Source organism: Pseudomonas sp. RL_15y_Pfl2_60, assembly GCF_963970595.1.
Taxonomy (GTDB): domain Bacteria; phylum Pseudomonadota; class Gammaproteobacteria; order Pseudomonadales; family Pseudomonadaceae; genus Aquipseudomonas.
The window spans coordinates 770,306-784,619 of record NZ_CAXAOE010000002.1 but is presented as its reverse complement, the minus strand read 5'-3'; the positions used below and the strand labels follow the sequence as shown (position 1 = coordinate 784,619).

The window sequence follows — 14,314 nt, the reverse complement described above, 5'->3', positions numbered from 1 at the left end:
GTTTAGTTTCGCTGGTTCTTAGCGCGATGCATTGCCAGTTAAAACGTTCCTAGCCTTCAGCTCAGGCTGCCTAAGCTGTTAGTAAGCGAGTAGTAACAGGGGGCTATTATGACTAGGTTACTGGCAGTATTGATGGTGTTGAGCATGGGTTTTCCGGTGATGGCCCAGCAAGTGCCAGAAACCGTAGCGGGGGCGAGCACCATTAATGTCTTGCAGGCCCGAATCCTCTATGAGCAAGGTGCGATGTTTGTCGACGTGAGACCCCAGCGCGAGTGGTCTTGGGGGCATGTGCAGGGCGCCACGCACCTGGACGTCGACACCCGGTTTGCCCACCTGGCGACTGCTGCCATTGCCCGCGACACGCCCTTGGTCGTTTATTGCGACAATGATTTCAGCCTCCGCAGCGCCGAAGCTGTGCGTAAGGCCGTAAGCTGGGGCTACAGCCAGGTGTATTTCTTTCGCAGCGGCTACTTTGCCTGGCAGCTGCTCGATTTCCCACTGGACCAGGGCGAGAGCAATGACTCGCAGCTGTATGCCGTGTCGGACGGATTCAAGCGCTTGACCGATTAAAGATCTTGAGGACTATCCGACAGGCCTGCATTGAAGCCTGTCGGGCATTTCCCCTTGAGGTGCCAGGCAAAGGCAATGATCTCGGCGATGCAGCGGTACAGCTCTTCAGGAATGCTGTCACCAAGTTCCAGGCGAGCGAGTAGGCGCACCAGCTCGGCATTTTCATAAATGGGCACTTCGTATTCACGGGCTATCGCCAGGATCGCTTCGGCCAGTTCATCGTCGCCCTTGGCGCTGAGCGTGGGGGCCTGCTGGCCGTCGTAGTTCAGGGCGATTGCTTGGCGAGGCGTGCTGTGTTTGCTCATGCGGTTTCGTCCACCCAACGTTGTTGCAACGCAGTTTTGGGGCCTTGCGGTGGTATGCCTTGGGCGCAGGACAGGGCGCTGACCTGTAGCCCGGCGTCAAGCAGGCGCTGGCGTAGATTAGTCAACTCGCTGTCGATCAGCCTGGCGGTGCTGGGCTGCTCGGCCCAGAGCGTGCTCGACAAGGAGCCACGGACCAACTGGGTCTGCACCTGCACAGGTCCAAGCGGCTCCAGGTCGAAGGCCAGGTCGATACGCCACAGCATTTCTTTTTGCTCTTGGGCGGCGGATTTTTGTGGTTCGTCACGCTGGATTTTCAACTGCACCGGCACCAGTTCCTGCTGGTTGCGCATTGGCAGTTCCAATTGCCAGGTGGTGAGGATATTACCGTCTGGTCCTACCTGGGTTTGAGCCAGGCTGGACAGTTGGTGAGTCTGCAAGCGTGATACTGCGGCAGCTGCGAGCTTGAGCAGGGCCTCAAGGTCGCCATCTTCGCTAAGGGCCTGCAAAAGTCTTGTAGGCAGAGGGAAACTCAGTGCCTGCTGCTTGCTGCTATTTTGATTGATGCTGCCCAGCAGGTTGCGCGCCAGGGCCGGTAGAGATTGGGCCATGGCTGCGCTGGCGGCGGTCCCCGGTAATACGCCCTGCACAGGTAGATTGAGTTGCAGTTGGCTGATCAGCTTGAGCAGGTTGGCCTTAAGGTCTGTTGGCAAGGCACCGGCCTGTGGGCTTAGTAGTTTGCTTTCAAGGAATGCGCCGCTGTTTTCCAATGCCCTGCCCAATCCTTTGGCGTCACTCAGTTGCTGGCCATCAGGCAATGAGCCTATCAATTTGTCGATACTGTTACGCACGCTGCTCGGGATATCGCTGCGCTCACTCAGGCCTTGCAAGGATTTGAATAAGCCCTGCAACGAGCCTTGGTTGCTGTGTTGGCTTTGCAGTTGTTGCGTCAGGGCGAGTTGATCCAGGCGACCACTCAATGGCAATAAGTTGAGTGCCTGATTGCCCTGCACCTGGGCGCTGAGCAGGCTTCCCGGTTGTAGCGACAAAGGCGTCTCGATTGACAGCTTGCTGCCTGCCAATGAGGTGTTGAGCAGGCTGACCAGGACTTTGTAGATGACTTGGGCCTTGCCCTGCGCGAGTTGTTCGCTGCTGAGCACCTTGCCTTGAATCAGCGTGCCGACCGGTATCTGCTTGAGGTCCAGGCTGTTGAGTGGTTTGTCGCCACCGGGCTGCAGCGCCACCAGCAACTTGCTGTCGGTTAATGCAGTAATGTTCAGGGCTGTGCCTTGGGCAATGGGGCGATTACTGCTGGCTTCGAGTGTGGTTTGACGGCCGCTGTCCAAGGTTAGCCTGAGTAATAGCTGGAAGCTCTGGGCGACCTGTTTGAGGCTCACTACTTCGGCGGTGGCGCTTTCGCCTTTGGCCAGCAATCCTTCAAGCGGTTGCAGCAGTTTCACCGCCATGTCGCTAGCCACCGAGTTTGGGCGGTTACTGGCGGGCGTGGGGGGTAATGGCCGGCTGCTGCTTATTTCACTCATGAACGCGTTACACCCTGTCGAAAAGCCAACTGCGGGGAGGTGGGCCAGGCATGTATAATGCCGCCGCTTGATTGGAACCCCTGCAAAAGTACTGCGTTAGGCATCACTTGGTAAAAACGGGTCACAGCCTTTGACCTTGAGGGCTGAGCCAGGCGAATCGAATGCTTATGTACAACTATAAAGTTGAACATGATCCTAGTTGCTTTTCGCACCTTTTACGTTGCGTAGCCCAAATGCATGGCTTTACATGGGTTCCATGCAGACGCTTGTTTGACTATATAGCGGCTGAAATGCTGCCATCTTGAATCATTTATTAGGTAAAAATGCTGTGATCAGCCCAATTCTTGAAGCCAAGTCGCTCGCCTGTGAGCGTGATTGGCGCATGCTTTTTGAGCATCTTGAACTGTCTCTGGTTCCCGGCGAAATGCTTCAGGTTGCTGGCCCCAACGGCAGTGGTAAAACCAGTCTGTTGCGCCTTTTAGCAGGGCTGATGCAGCCTACTGCAGGCGAAGTCCGGCTGTATGGCCGGGCATTGGACAAACAGCGCGCCGAGCCCGGCAAGTTGCTCTGGATCGGCCACGCGGCCGGGATAAAAGGTTTGCTTACGCCCGAGGAAAACCTCTCTTGGCTTTGTGCCTTGCAGCAACCGGCGCCGCGCGAACACATCTGGCAGGCGCTTGCTGCCGTCGGCCTGCAAGGTTATGAGGATGTGCCCTGTCATTCGCTTTCAGCCGGACAGCAACGTCGCGTTGGCTTGGCCCGCTTGTACTTGCCTGGGCCAGAGCTTTGGATTCTCGATGAACCTTTTACCGCACTTGATATTGCTGCCGTCGCCCAGCTCGAAGCGCATCTGGCCGCGCATTGCGAGAAGGGCGGCCTGGTCGTGATGACCACCCACCACAGCCTATCGGTCAAGCCACAGGGCTATCGTGTGCTTGATCTAGGAACGCGCCGTCTATGAGTAACGTATTCACCCTGCTGGTGGCGCGCGAAGCACGTTTGCTGTTCCGGCGTCCGGCTGAACTGGCCAATCCCCTGGTTTTCTTCGCGATTGTCATTGCCTTGTTCCCTTTGGCGGTCGGTCCCGAGGCTCAATTGTTGCAAACCCTTTCACCGGGGTTGGTCTGGGTAGCGGCCCTTTTGGCAGTCCTGCTCTCGCTGGACGGGCTTTTCCGCAGTGATTTTGAAGATGGCTCGCTTGAGCAGTGGGTCCTTTCGTCGCACCCCCTGGCTCTTCTGGTTTTAGCCAAGGTGCTGGCACACTGGGCTTTTTCAGGCTTGGCGCTGGTCATTCTGTCTCCAGTGCTGGCACTTATGTTGGGGCTGCCGACTCACTGCTTACCTGTTTTACTGATTTCGTTGTTGCTTGGCACGCCAATCTTGAGCTTATTGGGTGCGGTAGGCGCGGCATTGACTGTTGGCCTCAAGCGCGGTGGTTTGCTCCTGGCGTTGTTGATTTTGCCGCTGTATATCCCGGTGCTGATTCTCGGCAGTGGGGCCTTGCAGGCGAGTTTGCAGGGCTTGCCAGCGGTGGGACACTTGCTGTGGATGGCGTGTCTGACAGCCTTGGCGGTGACATTCAGTCCTTTTGCCATCGCCGCGGGTCTTCGGATAAGCGTCGCTGAATAGGCGTTGTAACTATAAAGATAAGTGACCACCGTGCTTGGCATGCAGTGGTTGACTGCAGAACTGATGAGTAACCTGATGAACTGGACATGGTTTCACAAGCTGGGTTCGCCCAAGTGGTTTTATGAGATCAGTGGTCGTTGGCTGCCGTGGCTGATTGCAGCTGCGGCGCTGTTGATGGTTTCGGGACTGGTTTGGGGCTTGGTTTTTGCTCCACCTGAACGTTATCAAGGCGATAGCTATCGAATTATTTACATCCACGTACCGGCGGCATTCCTTGCCCAGGCTTGCTACCTGACGATGGCACTTGCGGGCGCTGTTGGCTTGATCTGGAAGATGAAGATCGCCGATGTTGCCCTGCAGCAAGCCGCGCCGGTGGGTGCATGGTTGTGTTTTATCGCACTGGTGACCGGTGCAATCTGGGGCAAGCCAACCTGGGGCACCTATTGGGTGTGGGATGCACGCCTGACGTCGATGTTGATCTTGCTGTTTCTGTATTTTGGTGTGATTGCACTGGGCCAGGCGATCAGCAATCGTGACAGTGCAGCCAAGGCCTGCGCAGTGCTTTCTTTGGTCGGCGCCGTGAATATCCCGATCATCCAGAAGTCGGTCGAGTGGTGGAGCACCTTGCACCAGCCCGCGACCTTCAAGATTACGGGTAAAGCCAGCATGAGCGCTGAAATGTGGCTGCCGCTGCTGCTCTCGGTGCTGGGTTTCTATTGCTTGTTTATCGTGCTGGTGCTGATGCGCATGCGACTTGAGGTGCTCAAGCGTGAATCACGCAGCGCCTGGGCAAAAGCTGAAGTCAGCAAGCTGGTGGAGGCGCGTCCATGAGTTTCGCATCATTGAGTGATTTTATCGCCATGGGCGGCCACGGTGCCTATGTATGGGCGGCCTATGGCATCACCCTTGGGGTGCTCGGTTTGAACATTGCCATGCCAATTCTCGCCAAACGGCGCTACCTGCAAGACGAGGCGCGCCGTTTGCGCCGGGAGAGCAATTCGTGAACGCGGTTCGTAAAAAACGCTTGTATATCATTCTTGCCTTGGTTGCCGGTGTGGCAATCGCTGTGGGCCTTGCATTGTCCGCCCTGCAGGAGAATATCAACCTGTTCTATACCCCGACGCAAATCGCCAATGGCGAGGCGCCGCAAGACGCGCGAATTCGTGCGGGCGGAATGGTCACCGAAGGCTCGGTCAAGCGTTCGGCGGATTCACTGGAAGTCGAGTTCCTCGTCACTGACTTTGCCAATAGCGTGCCGATTCGCTATCGCGGCATCCTGCCTGATCTGTTTCGTGAAGGGCAGGGCATCGTCGCGCTTGGCAAGCTCAATGCCGATGGCGTGCTGATCGCCGATCAAGTCCTGGCCAAGCACGACGAGAATTACATGCCGCCCGAGGTCACCAAAGCGCTTAAAGAAAGCGGCAAGCTCAAGCCTGATGCGAAGGAGGGCGGCGCATGAGTGCCATGTTGATGGTTCCAGAACTCGGCCATTTGGCGATGATTTTGGCGTTGTGTATGGCCCTTGTGCAGGCCACTTTACCAATGATTGGCGCCTGGCGCGGCGATCGCCAGTGGATGAGCCTGGCGCAGCCTGCTGCCTGGGGACAGTTTGCGTTTCTGTTGTTTTCCTTTGCCTGTTTGACCTACGCCTTTATGGTCGACGATTTCTCGGTGCGTTACGTTGCCAGTAACTCCAACAGTGCCTTGCCTTGGTATTACAAGTTCAGCGCTGTTTGGGGCGCGCACGAAGGCTCGCTGTTGCTTTGGGCATTGATTCTGGGCGGCTGGACCTTTGCCGTTTCGATTTTCTCGCGCCAGTTGCCAGAAGAAATGTTGGCCCGTGTGCTTGGCGTGATGGGCATCATCAGCGTTGGCTTCTTGCTGTTTCTGATTATTACTTCAAACCCTTTTGCCCGTTTGCTGCCAAATATGCCGGCCGATGGTCGCGACCTTAACCCCTTGCTGCAAGACTTCGGCCTGATCATCCATCCGCCAATGCTCTACATGGGCTATGTCGGCTTTTCCGTAGCATTCTCTTTCGCCATTGCCGCGTTGCTTGGTGGCAAGCTGGACGCTGCCTGGGCGCGTTGGTCGCGGCCTTGGACCATTGTTGCCTGGGCCTTTCTTGGTATTGGTATCGCCCTAGGCTCGTGGTGGGCCTATTACGAGCTTGGCTGGGGCGGCTGGTGGTTCTGGGACCCAGTAGAAAATGCTTCGTTCATGCCTTGGCTGGTGGGCACTGCACTGATTCACTCGCTGGCAGTCACTGAAAAACGTGGCGTATTCAAGAGCTGGACCGTGTTGCTGGCGATTGCTGCATTTTCCCTGAGCTTGCTCGGCACCTTCCTGGTTCGTTCGGGCGTATTGACATCGGTACACGCATTCGCCAGTGATCCCGAGCGCGGTGTGTTTATCCTGGCGTTCTTGCTGCTGGTTGTAGGTGGTTCGCTGGCGTTGTTTGCGGTACGGGCACCGGTGGTTAAGAGCCAGGTTGGCTTTGCCCTGTGGTCGCGTGAAACCTTGTTGCTGGTCAATAACCTGGTGCTGGTGGTGGCCGCTTCGATGATCCTGCTTGGCACCCTGTACCCCTTGGTGCTTGATGCGTTGACCGGGGCCAAGCTGTCGGTGGGGCCTCCTTACTTCAATGCGCTGTTTGTACCGCTGATGGGGCTGCTTATGGCCGTCATTGCCGTCGGCGTGCTGGTGCGTTGGAAAAGCACGCCGGTCAAATGGCTGGTGAGCATGCTTATGCCCGTGTTGCTGGGTAGCGTCGCGGTTGGGGTGATCGCAGCATTTGCCTTTGGTGACTTCAACTGGGGCGTCATGGCTGTGTGCATGCTGGCCGCTTGGGTGGTGTTGGCCGGCGTGCGCGACATTTTCGACAAGACCCGCAACAAGGGCTTGTTCAAAGGCATGCGCGATCTGACCCGCAGCTATTGGGGCATGCAGCTGGCGCACTTTGGCATGGCTGTTTGTGCCTTGGGCGTGGTCCTGACAAGCGTCGGCAATCTTGAGCGTGACATGCGCATGGCGCCGGGCGACCAGGTTGAAGTGGGCGCCTACCAGTTTGTCTTTGAAGGCTCGAAGCACCGTGAAGGGCCTAACTTCAGCGCCGACCGCGGCACCATGCGAGTACTGCAAGACGGACAGCAAATCGCCGTGTTGCACCCGGAAAAGCGCTTTTACAAGGTGCAGCAGTCGATGATGACCGAGGCTGCTATTGATGCAGGCTTCACCCGTGACGTGTTTGTGGCCCTGGGTGAACCGTTGGAAGACGGCGCCTGGGCTGTGCGCGTGCACATCAAGCCATTCGTGCGTTGGATCTGGCTGGGTGCGTTGCTGATGGGGCTTGGTGGTCTGCTGGCGGCACTGGATAAACGCTACCGGGTGAAAGTGCGCACGCGGGTGCGTGATGCACTGAAACTGGAAGGAGCTGCTGCATGAAACGACTGATCCTGCTGTTGCCGCTGGCGCTGTTTCTGGCAATTGCCGTAGTGCTCTATCGCGGTATGTTTCTCGATCCATCCGAGCTGCCTTCGGCGCTGATCGACAAGCCGTTTCCTGCATTCTCTCTGCCAGCGGTGGATGAGGATAAGACCATCACCCTGGCCGATATCAAGGGCAAGCCAGCCTTGGTTAACGTCTGGGCGACCTGGTGCATTTCGTGCCGGGTCGAGCACCCGGTGCTGAACAAAATCGCCAAGCTGGGCGTGAATATCTATGGCATCAACTACAAAGACGAAAATGCTGAAGCGCAGAAGTGGCTGAAAGAATTCCACAACCCTTATCAACTCAATATCAGTGACGCCAAGGGCTCGCTGGGGGTTGACCTTGGGGTCTACGGAGCGCCGGAAACCTTCCTGATCGATAAGGACGGCATCATCCGCCACAAGTTCGTTGGCGTCATTGATGACAACGTCTGGCGTGACCAACTGGCGCCGTTGTACCAGGCCATGATCGACGAGGCTAAGCCATGAAACGCTTAACCTGGCGTCGAGGCTGTGCCGCGCTGCTGTTGGGTTTTGCCTTGGCTGGCGCAGCCCATGCCGCCATTGATACCTACGAATTCAAGACCGAGGTCGAGCGCGAGCGCTATCGCAACCTGACTGAAGAGTTGCGCTGCCCCAAGTGCCAGAACCAGAACATTGCCGACTCCAACGCGCCGATCGCGCTGGACTTGCGCGCCGAGATCTACAAGAAGATCGAAGGCGGCGAGAGCGATCAGCAAATCATTGATTACCTGGTCGCCCGCTACGGCAACTTTGTGCTGTACAAGCCACCGGTCACCGCACGTACTTTGGTGCTGTGGTACGGCCCGGCTGCCTTGTTGATCGGTGGTTTTGTGCTGTTGGCTGTGATCGTGCTGCGTAAGCGTCGGCGCAAGGCCGAGCGATATGAAGGTCTGTCAACGGATGAGCAGCAACGTCTGGCTGCCGTACTAAATCAAGCGCCTTTGGATAAGAAAGACTGATGATTGAATTTTGGCTGTGTGCTGGTCTGTTAATCCTGGCCGCCTTGGGGTTTCTGCTGATTCCTGTTGTGCGTGCTCGTAAGTTTCAGGCTGAAGAAGACCGTACCGCGTTAAACGTGACGCTCTATCAGGAACGCATCAAGGAGTTGGAGGCCCAGCTCGCCGCCGGTGTATTGACCGCCGAGCAAATGCAAGTGGGGCGCGACGAGGCGTCTCGCGAGCTGTTGTCTGATACCGAGGGCCTCACTGCCAAGGCCAGTGTTCTGGGACGCAAGGTGCCGTTGATTGTGGCATTGCTGATGCCGCTGTTCGGCTACGGCCTCTACATGCACTGGGGTGCCATTGACCAGGTCGAGCAAACCCTCGCTTTTGCCGACCAACCGCAAACCATCGAGGCCATGACCGCGCGCCTTGAAACCGCTGTCAAAGAAAATCCTGACTCGGCTGAAGCCTGGTATTTCCTGGGGCGTACCTATATGGCTCAGGAACGCGCAGCCGAGGCAGCGAAGGCATTTGAGAAGGCTGTTGGCCTGGCTGGGCGTGATCCTGCCTTGCTCGGCCAGTGGGCACAGGCGATCTACTTTGCTGGCGACAAGCAGTGGTCGCCGCAATTGCAAAGCCTTACCGATGAAGCGCTGAAGGCTGATCCGGAAGAAGTCACCAGTCTGGGCTTGCTGGGCATTGCGGCATTCGAGCAAGGCCGCTTCCAGGATGCGATTGATAACTGGGAAAAGCTGGTCGCTGTATTGCCTGAGAACGATCCGTCACGCCAGGCCATTCAGGGCGGTATCGAGCGTGCGCGTGGCGAGCTTGATCCTGATGCGACCCGTCCTGAAGCGCCAGCTCCAGGCACGGCTGCCACTTCCGAACATAAGCTCAAGGTCAAGGTTGAGTTAGCTGCTGCGCTGAAAGACAAAGTTCAGCCGGGCGATAGCGTATTTATTTTTGCTCGTGCGTTGTCTGGTCCTCCAATGCCGCTGGCAGTCAAGCGCTTGACCGTTGCGGACCTGCCGGTCGAGGTCAGCCTGTCTGACGCTGATGCAATGATGCCGCAACTGAAGATCTCCGGTTTTGACCAGGTTCAATTGGTGGCGCGGATCTCGCGTAGCGGCAATGCAACCCAAGGCGAATGGGTTGCGCAGCCAAAAGCTGTCGCCACCAATAGCGATGAGCTGCAGCAACTTACGATTGACAGTGCAGAGGCTTCAGGTCAATGAAAAACTGGTTGGGCTACACGGGGTTGGCCGCGTTGTTGCTACTCTCAGGTTGCTCTAGCCATGGCCCGGGCACTCAGGTAACGGATTTGCCGGTCAAGCCGTCGCATCCCCGGTATGCGCCGCCACCTGGGGCGCAAAGCCACTGGGTCCCGGCATTGGGTGTGTATTCGGTTGAAGGGGCTCGTAACCTTTACTACCGCGAGCGCACCTATTATCGCTGGAGCAACGGTTGGAGCTGGGGACTCAGTGCCAATGGGCCTTGGCAAGACGCCGACAGCAGTGAAGTGCCGCCGGGCTTGTATCACTACTACGCCAAGTAAGGCGGATAAGGCTTTCTATCCGCCATTGTGGGCTGTTTAGCTGTAAATCTAGGCGGACAAGCTGTGTGCTGGCCGCCTCAGGCCAATACCCCGTCACGAAAATCGCGTAATGCTTGCTCGATCTCCTCGCGGCTGTTCATCACGAAGGGGCCGTATTGAACGATGGGTTCGCCAATGGGTTTGCCCGCAATCAACAAGACCTTTGCTCCCGTGGCGCTGGCCAGGTGCAATTCGCCTTGGTCCGACAATCGCACCAGACGCCCGTTTTGGATGGTGTCAGGATTGATTTCGGGTAGCTGCAGGCTGCCTTCGTAGACATAGAGCATCACGCGGTGGCCGTCGGGCAACCTGGGCTGCACCTGGCTGCCTGGCGCTAGGTGCAGGTCAAACAGCTGGGGCTCTGTGTCCGGGCGCTGCACGGCGCCGTCCTGGATCAGTTGACCATCGTTGAACCGACCGGCAATTACCACTGCCTCGACGCCTCGCGTGGTGCTCACACGAGGGATTTCGCTGGTCGCTATATCGCGGTAGTCCGGATCATTGAGCTTGCTTTTGGCTGGCAGGTTGAGCCACAACTGGAATCCGCGCATGGCGCCATCTTGCTGTTCTGGCATTTCACTGTGGATTACCCCGCGGGCGGCGGTCATCCATTGCACGCTGCCGCTTTCAAGCAGGCCGACATTGCCCATGTGATCTTCATGGCGCATGCGCCCTTCAATCATATAGGTAATGGTTTCAAAGCCGCGATGAGGGTGGGGCGGGAAGCCGGCGATGTAGTCGTCTGGGTTTTCTGTGGCGAACTCATCAAGCATCAGGAAAGGATCAAAGCGCTCCAGTCCTGTGCCACCAATAACCCGATTCAGCTTGACCCCGGCGCCGTCGGATGCGGCTTGGCCCGGTTGTACGGAGAGTATTTTGCGCATGGTTTTCATCAGGCACCTCGTTAGCTGACATGATGTTGATGGCGCTATGGTATTGGATCTTATTAGATAGATGGGTGCTAAATATTTGAGTAACTAATCGATAAAACCGATTGGTTTTGTGTTCGGCAGGGCAGATTTTCGAGGCATAAAAAAACGCCCAGTTCGAGCTGGGCGTTTTCATTTTTGCAGGATTAACGCTATTCGTTAATCTGCAGCTTTCGCGCTTCTGTGTAGAAGTAACGGATCTTCTCGTACTCGAACGGCGAGTTGAGCTGGCCGTAGCGGAAGTTGACTGTAGAGCGCGTATCGATTGCCCAGAGTGTGCTGACTTCCAGTTGCGGGGATTCAAAGCTGAATGCAAAGAAGTCGAGGAAATCGAGGGTTGCCAGGCCTTCGAAGTCGGCAACCAGTCCTGTGCCATCGCGCAGCGTTGAAGGCCCCAGAATAGGTACCATCAAATAAGGACCGGCAGGTACGCCGTAGTAACCCAGTGTTTGGCCGAAATCCTCACGTTGCTTGGGAATACCCATTTTGGTTGCTGGGTCCCATACACCCAGCACGCCAATGGTGGTGTTGAGCAGCAAGCGCGCGGTGATATCCATCGAGCGTTTGCCTTTCAGTTGCAGCAGGCTGTTGGCCAGGTTGCTGATATCACCGATGTTGGCAAAGAAGTTGCTGACCCCGCTTTCAACAAAGTCAGGTGTGATCCAGCGATAGCCATCGACGACCGGGATAAATACCCATTCATCAAAGCGGTAGTTGAAGTGATAGATGCGCCGGTTGACAGACTCCCAGGGGTCGTAGACATCCAGCGCCTGGAAACTCGACTGTTCGAACACATGCTGATCAAGCCCTGGGTTGAACTCGAGTCGATCCAGCGGGTTCTTGAAGCCATCTTCACCGATTGGTGGTGTTGTTTCGGCCCACGCAGTTTTTGCACTGAGCAACAGGGCGAGCAGGAGGATTTTCTTAACCACGGAAGAACTCCAGCATGGCGTCGCTGTTGACGCGGTAATTTAGGTTGCCGCAGTGTCCGCCAAGCGGGTATACGGTCAAGCGGTCGCCCATGGTGCGGCGCAAGAAACCAAGATCGCCTGGGCCAAGAATGATGTCGTCGGCGTTATGCATGACCGCAATCTTTTTGCTGGTCTTCAAGTAGTCCTCCAATGCATAGAGGCTGACCTTGTTAACCAGTTGACTGAGGCTGCCGCCGTCGTAGCGGGCGCGCCACATGGGGATCAGTTGTTCGCGCATGTAGCACTCGAAATCACACTGCAAGGCACGGCGCAGATACGGCGTCATATCTGTATTGGCTTCGATCACTGTGCCGGGTGGTGTTATCAAGCCGCGGCGGTTAAGCAGGTCGGAGGTATAGGCGATGTCCGACGAGGAAAAGCGGAACACAGTGCCAATCAACATGGCCATCTGTTCGTCGGTCAAATGCTCCTTGGACATTTGGAATTCATAGAGCATGGCCTCGTTGATGTCGATGTAGCCTTTCTGCTCAAAATAGCGCGCCAGCTTGCCAAGGATCAGGTCGAAGAAGTTGCTGTTGGTATTGATCCCCTCCACTTTGGTCTGCACCAGTTTGTTGAGGTTGCTGATCGAGGTGTAGAGGTTCACCGGTGGATTGAGCAGTAATACACGCTTGAAATTGAAGCTGCGTCGTTCCTCGTCGAGCTTGCTGACGAAGGCGGCGTTAAGCGCGCCGAGGCTGTAGCCGGTCAGGTAGTAGTCGCTGACCTTCAAGTCTGGGTGCTGGGCGCGAACCGCCTGCATGGCGCGGTACAGGTCATCGGCATCGTCTTCCGACAGCCCTGGCGTGGCATGGCGCGAGGCTGATGCCATGAAGTCATAGCTGGTCGGTGATGAGAGTTGAACGACATGGTAACCGGCGCCATAGAACAGCTTCTTCAGGTATTCAGGCGTGCTGCTGGAGTATTGGGCGCCGGTACCCGCAATAATGAAGATCAATGGCGCTTCACCGTCTTGCTCGGCCAGACGGTATTTCATCTTGGTAACCGCCCACAGGTTATCCGGCAACTCGTACTCACGTTCCGGGTGCAGCAATATCTTGTAGTCGCTCTGGTCGATATCACTGTCGTCCGGCAAAGTCGGGCGCAGGTTTGGCGGCGTTGTGGCGATAGTCGCCTCAAACGGGTTGGTAATCGGGTAGCCATAGCTTTCGATGTCTACGTCTGCCGCCCACAGTGGTGCACTGAGGGTTAGGCCGCAGACAAGCGCAGCAAGGCGGCGGGTAAGCGACATGGGTAAAGTCCCTTTAGAAGATGACGTAATATTGAAGTATTGATTTATGACAATTGAAAGTTAAGCAAGTGCAAGTCCGTCTGTAACTTTTGCCAGACCCTGAAGAGCATCGCCGGTTAGGCGAAATTGTGTCCAATCTTCCAGGGGGTAGGCGCCGAGTTGTTTATAGAAACCAATTGCCGGCTCATTCCAGTCGAGTACAGACCATTCTAGACGTCCACAGCCGCGAGAGACTGCCAGTTTTGCCAGTGTGCTCAACAAGGCCTTGCCGAGCCCTGAACCCCGGGTTTCGGTACGCACGTACAAGTCTTCGAGATAAATGCCTGGTTTCCCGAGGAATGTCGAGAAATTATGGAAAAACAAGGCAAATCCATTGGCTTGGCCGTCGAGTTCGCCAATCAGGACTTCTGCGTACGGACGTGGACCAAAAAGATGGTTGGCGAACTCTTGAGGGTCAGAAGTGATCTGATCCTGGAGCTTTTCATACACAGCCAATTCGGCGACAAGCGCCAAAATCAAAGGCATGTCTGCAGGTGTGGCTGGGCGAACATTGATACGACTCATAAAATTTCCTTTTTACTCAGCCTGCCAAGCATGCCGATATGGTTGGCGATGATCAACATTACTTGCATCCATTGGCCGTACGATTATTCTGGGCGCCGCCTATCTAATTGGAGTTACCCATGCCTCGCCCCTGGTCCATCGCCATTTTTGTAGTTCTGGTATTGCTGAGCCTGGCTGCCTGTTATGGCTTGCGTTATGGTCTGATGGAAGGTGATGAGTGGGTGGGCGTCTGTGCGGATACCCCCGAACTATATGCATGCAGCCTACGCTCAACACTGGGCTGGATGATTCATCTGCGAATCATTGCCTGGGCCGCAATTGTATTTGCTGGCCTTGGCTTTTTGCTGCCCGGGCGACTTGGTTGGTGGTTGGCCGTGCCTGGGTTGCTGTTGGGCCTGGCGGGCTTGGTGTTGTATAGCGCAAGTATTTCAGTTTTTGCCGTGGTCTTGGCGTTGTTGCGATTGGTGCGGGCGCCGCAGTCATCACTGGCTGCGACTCCCAACTCCTGA

18 protein-coding genes are annotated in these 14,314 nt (G+C 56.3%); 12 read left to right on the top strand and 6 right to left on the bottom strand.

Annotated elements, in window-relative coordinates:
- Positions 1-108: 108 nt before the first annotated feature.
- Positions 109-570: a rhodanese-like domain-containing protein gene (locus AACY26_RS08760; RefSeq protein ID WP_339513014.1), complete on the top strand. Its 462-nt coding sequence runs from the start codon at positions 109-111 to the stop codon at positions 568-570.
- On the opposite strand, the gene AACY26_RS08755 is transcribed toward AACY26_RS08760, so the two are convergent.
- The gene (locus tag AACY26_RS08755; RefSeq protein WP_339513012.1) at positions 567-875 is read right to left on the bottom strand and encodes an EscU/YscU/HrcU family type III secretion system export apparatus switch protein; all 309 of its coding nucleotides are present in this window, start codon (positions 873-875) and stop codon (positions 567-569) included. The genes AACY26_RS08760 and AACY26_RS08755 overlap by 4 nt on opposite strands.
- Positions 872-2,413 (bottom strand): flagellar hook-length control protein FliK, encoded by a 1,542-nt coding sequence (gene fliK, locus AACY26_RS08750; protein WP_339513010.1) that lies wholly within the window; start codon positions 2,411-2,413, stop codon positions 872-874. The genes AACY26_RS08755 and fliK overlap by 4 nt, the downstream gene beginning before the upstream one ends.
- 328 nt (positions 2,414-2,741) lie before the next feature.
- Between fliK and ccmA the strand changes: the two genes are divergently transcribed.
- The 10 genes from ccmA (at position 2,742) to AACY26_RS08700 (ending at position 10,050) form a co-directional block, all read left to right on the top strand.
- A complete protein-coding gene (ccmA, locus tag AACY26_RS08745; RefSeq protein WP_339513008.1) occupies positions 2,742-3,374 on the top strand; it encodes a cytochrome c biogenesis heme-transporting ATPase CcmA in 633 nt (210 codons plus the stop codon).
- Positions 3,371-4,042 carry a heme exporter protein CcmB gene (gene ccmB / locus AACY26_RS08740; RefSeq protein ID WP_339513006.1) on the top strand — a complete coding sequence of 224 codons (672 nt, stop codon included), beginning with the start codon at positions 3,371-3,373 and terminating at the stop codon, positions 4,040-4,042. The genes ccmA and ccmB overlap by 4 nt, the downstream gene beginning before the upstream one ends.
- Positions 4,043-4,114: 72 nt before the next feature.
- Positions 4,115-4,873, top strand: a complete 759-nt coding sequence (locus AACY26_RS08735) for a heme ABC transporter permease (protein WP_339513131.1) — start codon at positions 4,115-4,117, stop codon at positions 4,871-4,873.
- Positions 4,870-5,046 carry a heme exporter protein CcmD gene (ccmD, locus tag AACY26_RS08730; protein WP_339513005.1) on the top strand — a complete coding sequence of 59 codons (177 nt, stop codon included), beginning with the start codon at positions 4,870-4,872 and terminating at the stop codon, positions 5,044-5,046. Before AACY26_RS08735 ends, ccmD begins: the two co-directional genes overlap by 4 nt.
- Positions 5,043-5,501 (top strand): cytochrome c maturation protein CcmE, encoded by a 459-nt coding sequence (gene ccmE / locus AACY26_RS08725; protein WP_010482950.1) that lies wholly within the window; start codon positions 5,043-5,045, stop codon positions 5,499-5,501. The genes ccmD and ccmE overlap by 4 nt, the downstream gene beginning before the upstream one ends.
- A gap of 11 nt (positions 5,502-5,512) precedes the next feature.
- A complete protein-coding gene (locus AACY26_RS08720; RefSeq protein ID WP_339513129.1) occupies positions 5,513-7,486 on the top strand; it encodes a heme lyase CcmF/NrfE family subunit in 1,974 nt (657 codons plus the stop codon).
- Entirely contained in the window at positions 7,483-8,019 is a 537-nt protein-coding gene (locus AACY26_RS08715; RefSeq protein ID WP_339513002.1) for a DsbE family thiol:disulfide interchange protein, read from the top strand. The genes AACY26_RS08720 and AACY26_RS08715 overlap by 4 nt, the downstream gene beginning before the upstream one ends.
- Entirely contained in the window at positions 8,016-8,513 is a 498-nt protein-coding gene (locus AACY26_RS08710; RefSeq protein ID WP_339513000.1) for a cytochrome c-type biogenesis protein, read from the top strand. The genes AACY26_RS08715 and AACY26_RS08710 overlap by 4 nt, the downstream gene beginning before the upstream one ends.
- The gene (ccmI, locus tag AACY26_RS08705; RefSeq protein WP_339512998.1) at positions 8,513-9,730 is read left to right on the top strand and encodes a c-type cytochrome biogenesis protein CcmI; all 1,218 of its coding nucleotides are present in this window, start codon (positions 8,513-8,515) and stop codon (positions 9,728-9,730) included. Before AACY26_RS08710 ends, ccmI begins: the two co-directional genes overlap by 1 nt.
- Entirely contained in the window at positions 9,727-10,050 is a 324-nt protein-coding gene (locus AACY26_RS08700) for a hypothetical protein (RefSeq protein ID WP_339512996.1), read from the top strand. The genes ccmI and AACY26_RS08700 overlap by 4 nt, the downstream gene beginning before the upstream one ends.
- Before the next feature lie 77 nt (positions 10,051-10,127).
- Here the strand turns inward: AACY26_RS08700 and AACY26_RS08695 are convergent, their stop codons facing one another.
- The 4 genes from AACY26_RS08695 to AACY26_RS08680 all read right to left on the bottom strand — a co-directional run bounded on the left by AACY26_RS08695 (position 10,128) and on the right by AACY26_RS08680 (position 13,805).
- Positions 10,128-10,982 (bottom strand): pirin family protein, encoded by an 855-nt coding sequence (locus AACY26_RS08695; RefSeq protein ID WP_339512994.1) that lies wholly within the window; start codon positions 10,980-10,982, stop codon positions 10,128-10,130.
- A gap of 188 nt (positions 10,983-11,170) precedes the next feature.
- On the bottom strand, positions 11,171-11,950 hold the full coding sequence (locus tag AACY26_RS08690) for an MlaA family lipoprotein (protein WP_339512992.1): 780 nt from the start codon (positions 11,948-11,950) through the stop codon (positions 11,171-11,173).
- Complete coding sequence (locus AACY26_RS08685; RefSeq protein WP_339512990.1) at positions 11,943-13,241, bottom strand: serine/threonine protein kinase; 1,299 nt, start codon at positions 13,239-13,241, stop codon at positions 11,943-11,945. Before AACY26_RS08685 ends, AACY26_RS08690 begins: the two co-directional genes overlap by 8 nt.
- Before the next feature lie 60 nt (positions 13,242-13,301).
- Positions 13,302-13,805 carry a GNAT family N-acetyltransferase gene (locus tag AACY26_RS08680; RefSeq protein WP_339512988.1) on the bottom strand — a complete coding sequence of 168 codons (504 nt, stop codon included), beginning with the start codon at positions 13,803-13,805 and terminating at the stop codon, positions 13,302-13,304.
- 119 nt (positions 13,806-13,924) lie between these two features.
- Here AACY26_RS08680 and AACY26_RS08675 point away from each other — a divergent pair, with 119 nt between their 5' ends.
- The gene (locus tag AACY26_RS08675) at positions 13,925-14,314 is read left to right on the top strand and encodes a hypothetical protein (protein ID WP_339512986.1); all 390 of its coding nucleotides are present in this window, start codon (positions 13,925-13,927) and stop codon (positions 14,312-14,314) included.

Coding starts and splice junctions, on each gene's coding strand:
- AACY26_RS08760 (WP_339513014.1), top strand. CDS start 109: ATGACTAGGTTACTGGCAGTATTGATGGTGTTGAGCATGGGTTTTCCG.
- AACY26_RS08755 (WP_339513012.1), bottom strand. CDS start 875: ATGAGCAAACACAGCACGCCTCGCCAAGCAATCGCCCTGAACTACGAC.
- fliK (WP_339513010.1), bottom strand. CDS start 2,413: ATGAGTGAAATAAGCAGCAGCCGGCCATTACCCCCCACGCCCGCCAGT.
- ccmB (WP_339513006.1), top strand. CDS start 3,371: ATGAGTAACGTATTCACCCTGCTGGTGGCGCGCGAAGCACGTTTGCTG.
- ccmD (WP_339513005.1), top strand. CDS start 4,870: ATGAGTTTCGCATCATTGAGTGATTTTATCGCCATGGGCGGCCACGGT.
- AACY26_RS08720 (WP_339513129.1), top strand. CDS start 5,513: ATGGTTCCAGAACTCGGCCATTTGGCGATGATTTTGGCGTTGTGTATG.
- AACY26_RS08715 (WP_339513002.1), top strand. CDS start 7,483: ATGAAACGACTGATCCTGCTGTTGCCGCTGGCGCTGTTTCTGGCAATT.
- AACY26_RS08710 (WP_339513000.1), top strand. CDS start 8,016: ATGAAACGCTTAACCTGGCGTCGAGGCTGTGCCGCGCTGCTGTTGGGT.
- ccmI (WP_339512998.1), top strand. CDS start 8,513: ATGATTGAATTTTGGCTGTGTGCTGGTCTGTTAATCCTGGCCGCCTTG.
- AACY26_RS08700 (WP_339512996.1), top strand. CDS start 9,727: ATGAAAAACTGGTTGGGCTACACGGGGTTGGCCGCGTTGTTGCTACTC.
- AACY26_RS08695 (WP_339512994.1), bottom strand. CDS start 10,982: ATGAAAACCATGCGCAAAATACTCTCCGTACAACCGGGCCAAGCCGCA.
- AACY26_RS08685 (WP_339512990.1), bottom strand. CDS start 13,241: ATGTCGCTTACCCGCCGCCTTGCTGCGCTTGTCTGCGGCCTAACCCTC.
- AACY26_RS08680 (WP_339512988.1), bottom strand. CDS start 13,805: ATGAGTCGTATCAATGTTCGCCCAGCCACACCTGCAGACATGCCTTTG.
- AACY26_RS08675 (WP_339512986.1), top strand. CDS start 13,925: ATGCCTCGCCCCTGGTCCATCGCCATTTTTGTAGTTCTGGTATTGCTG.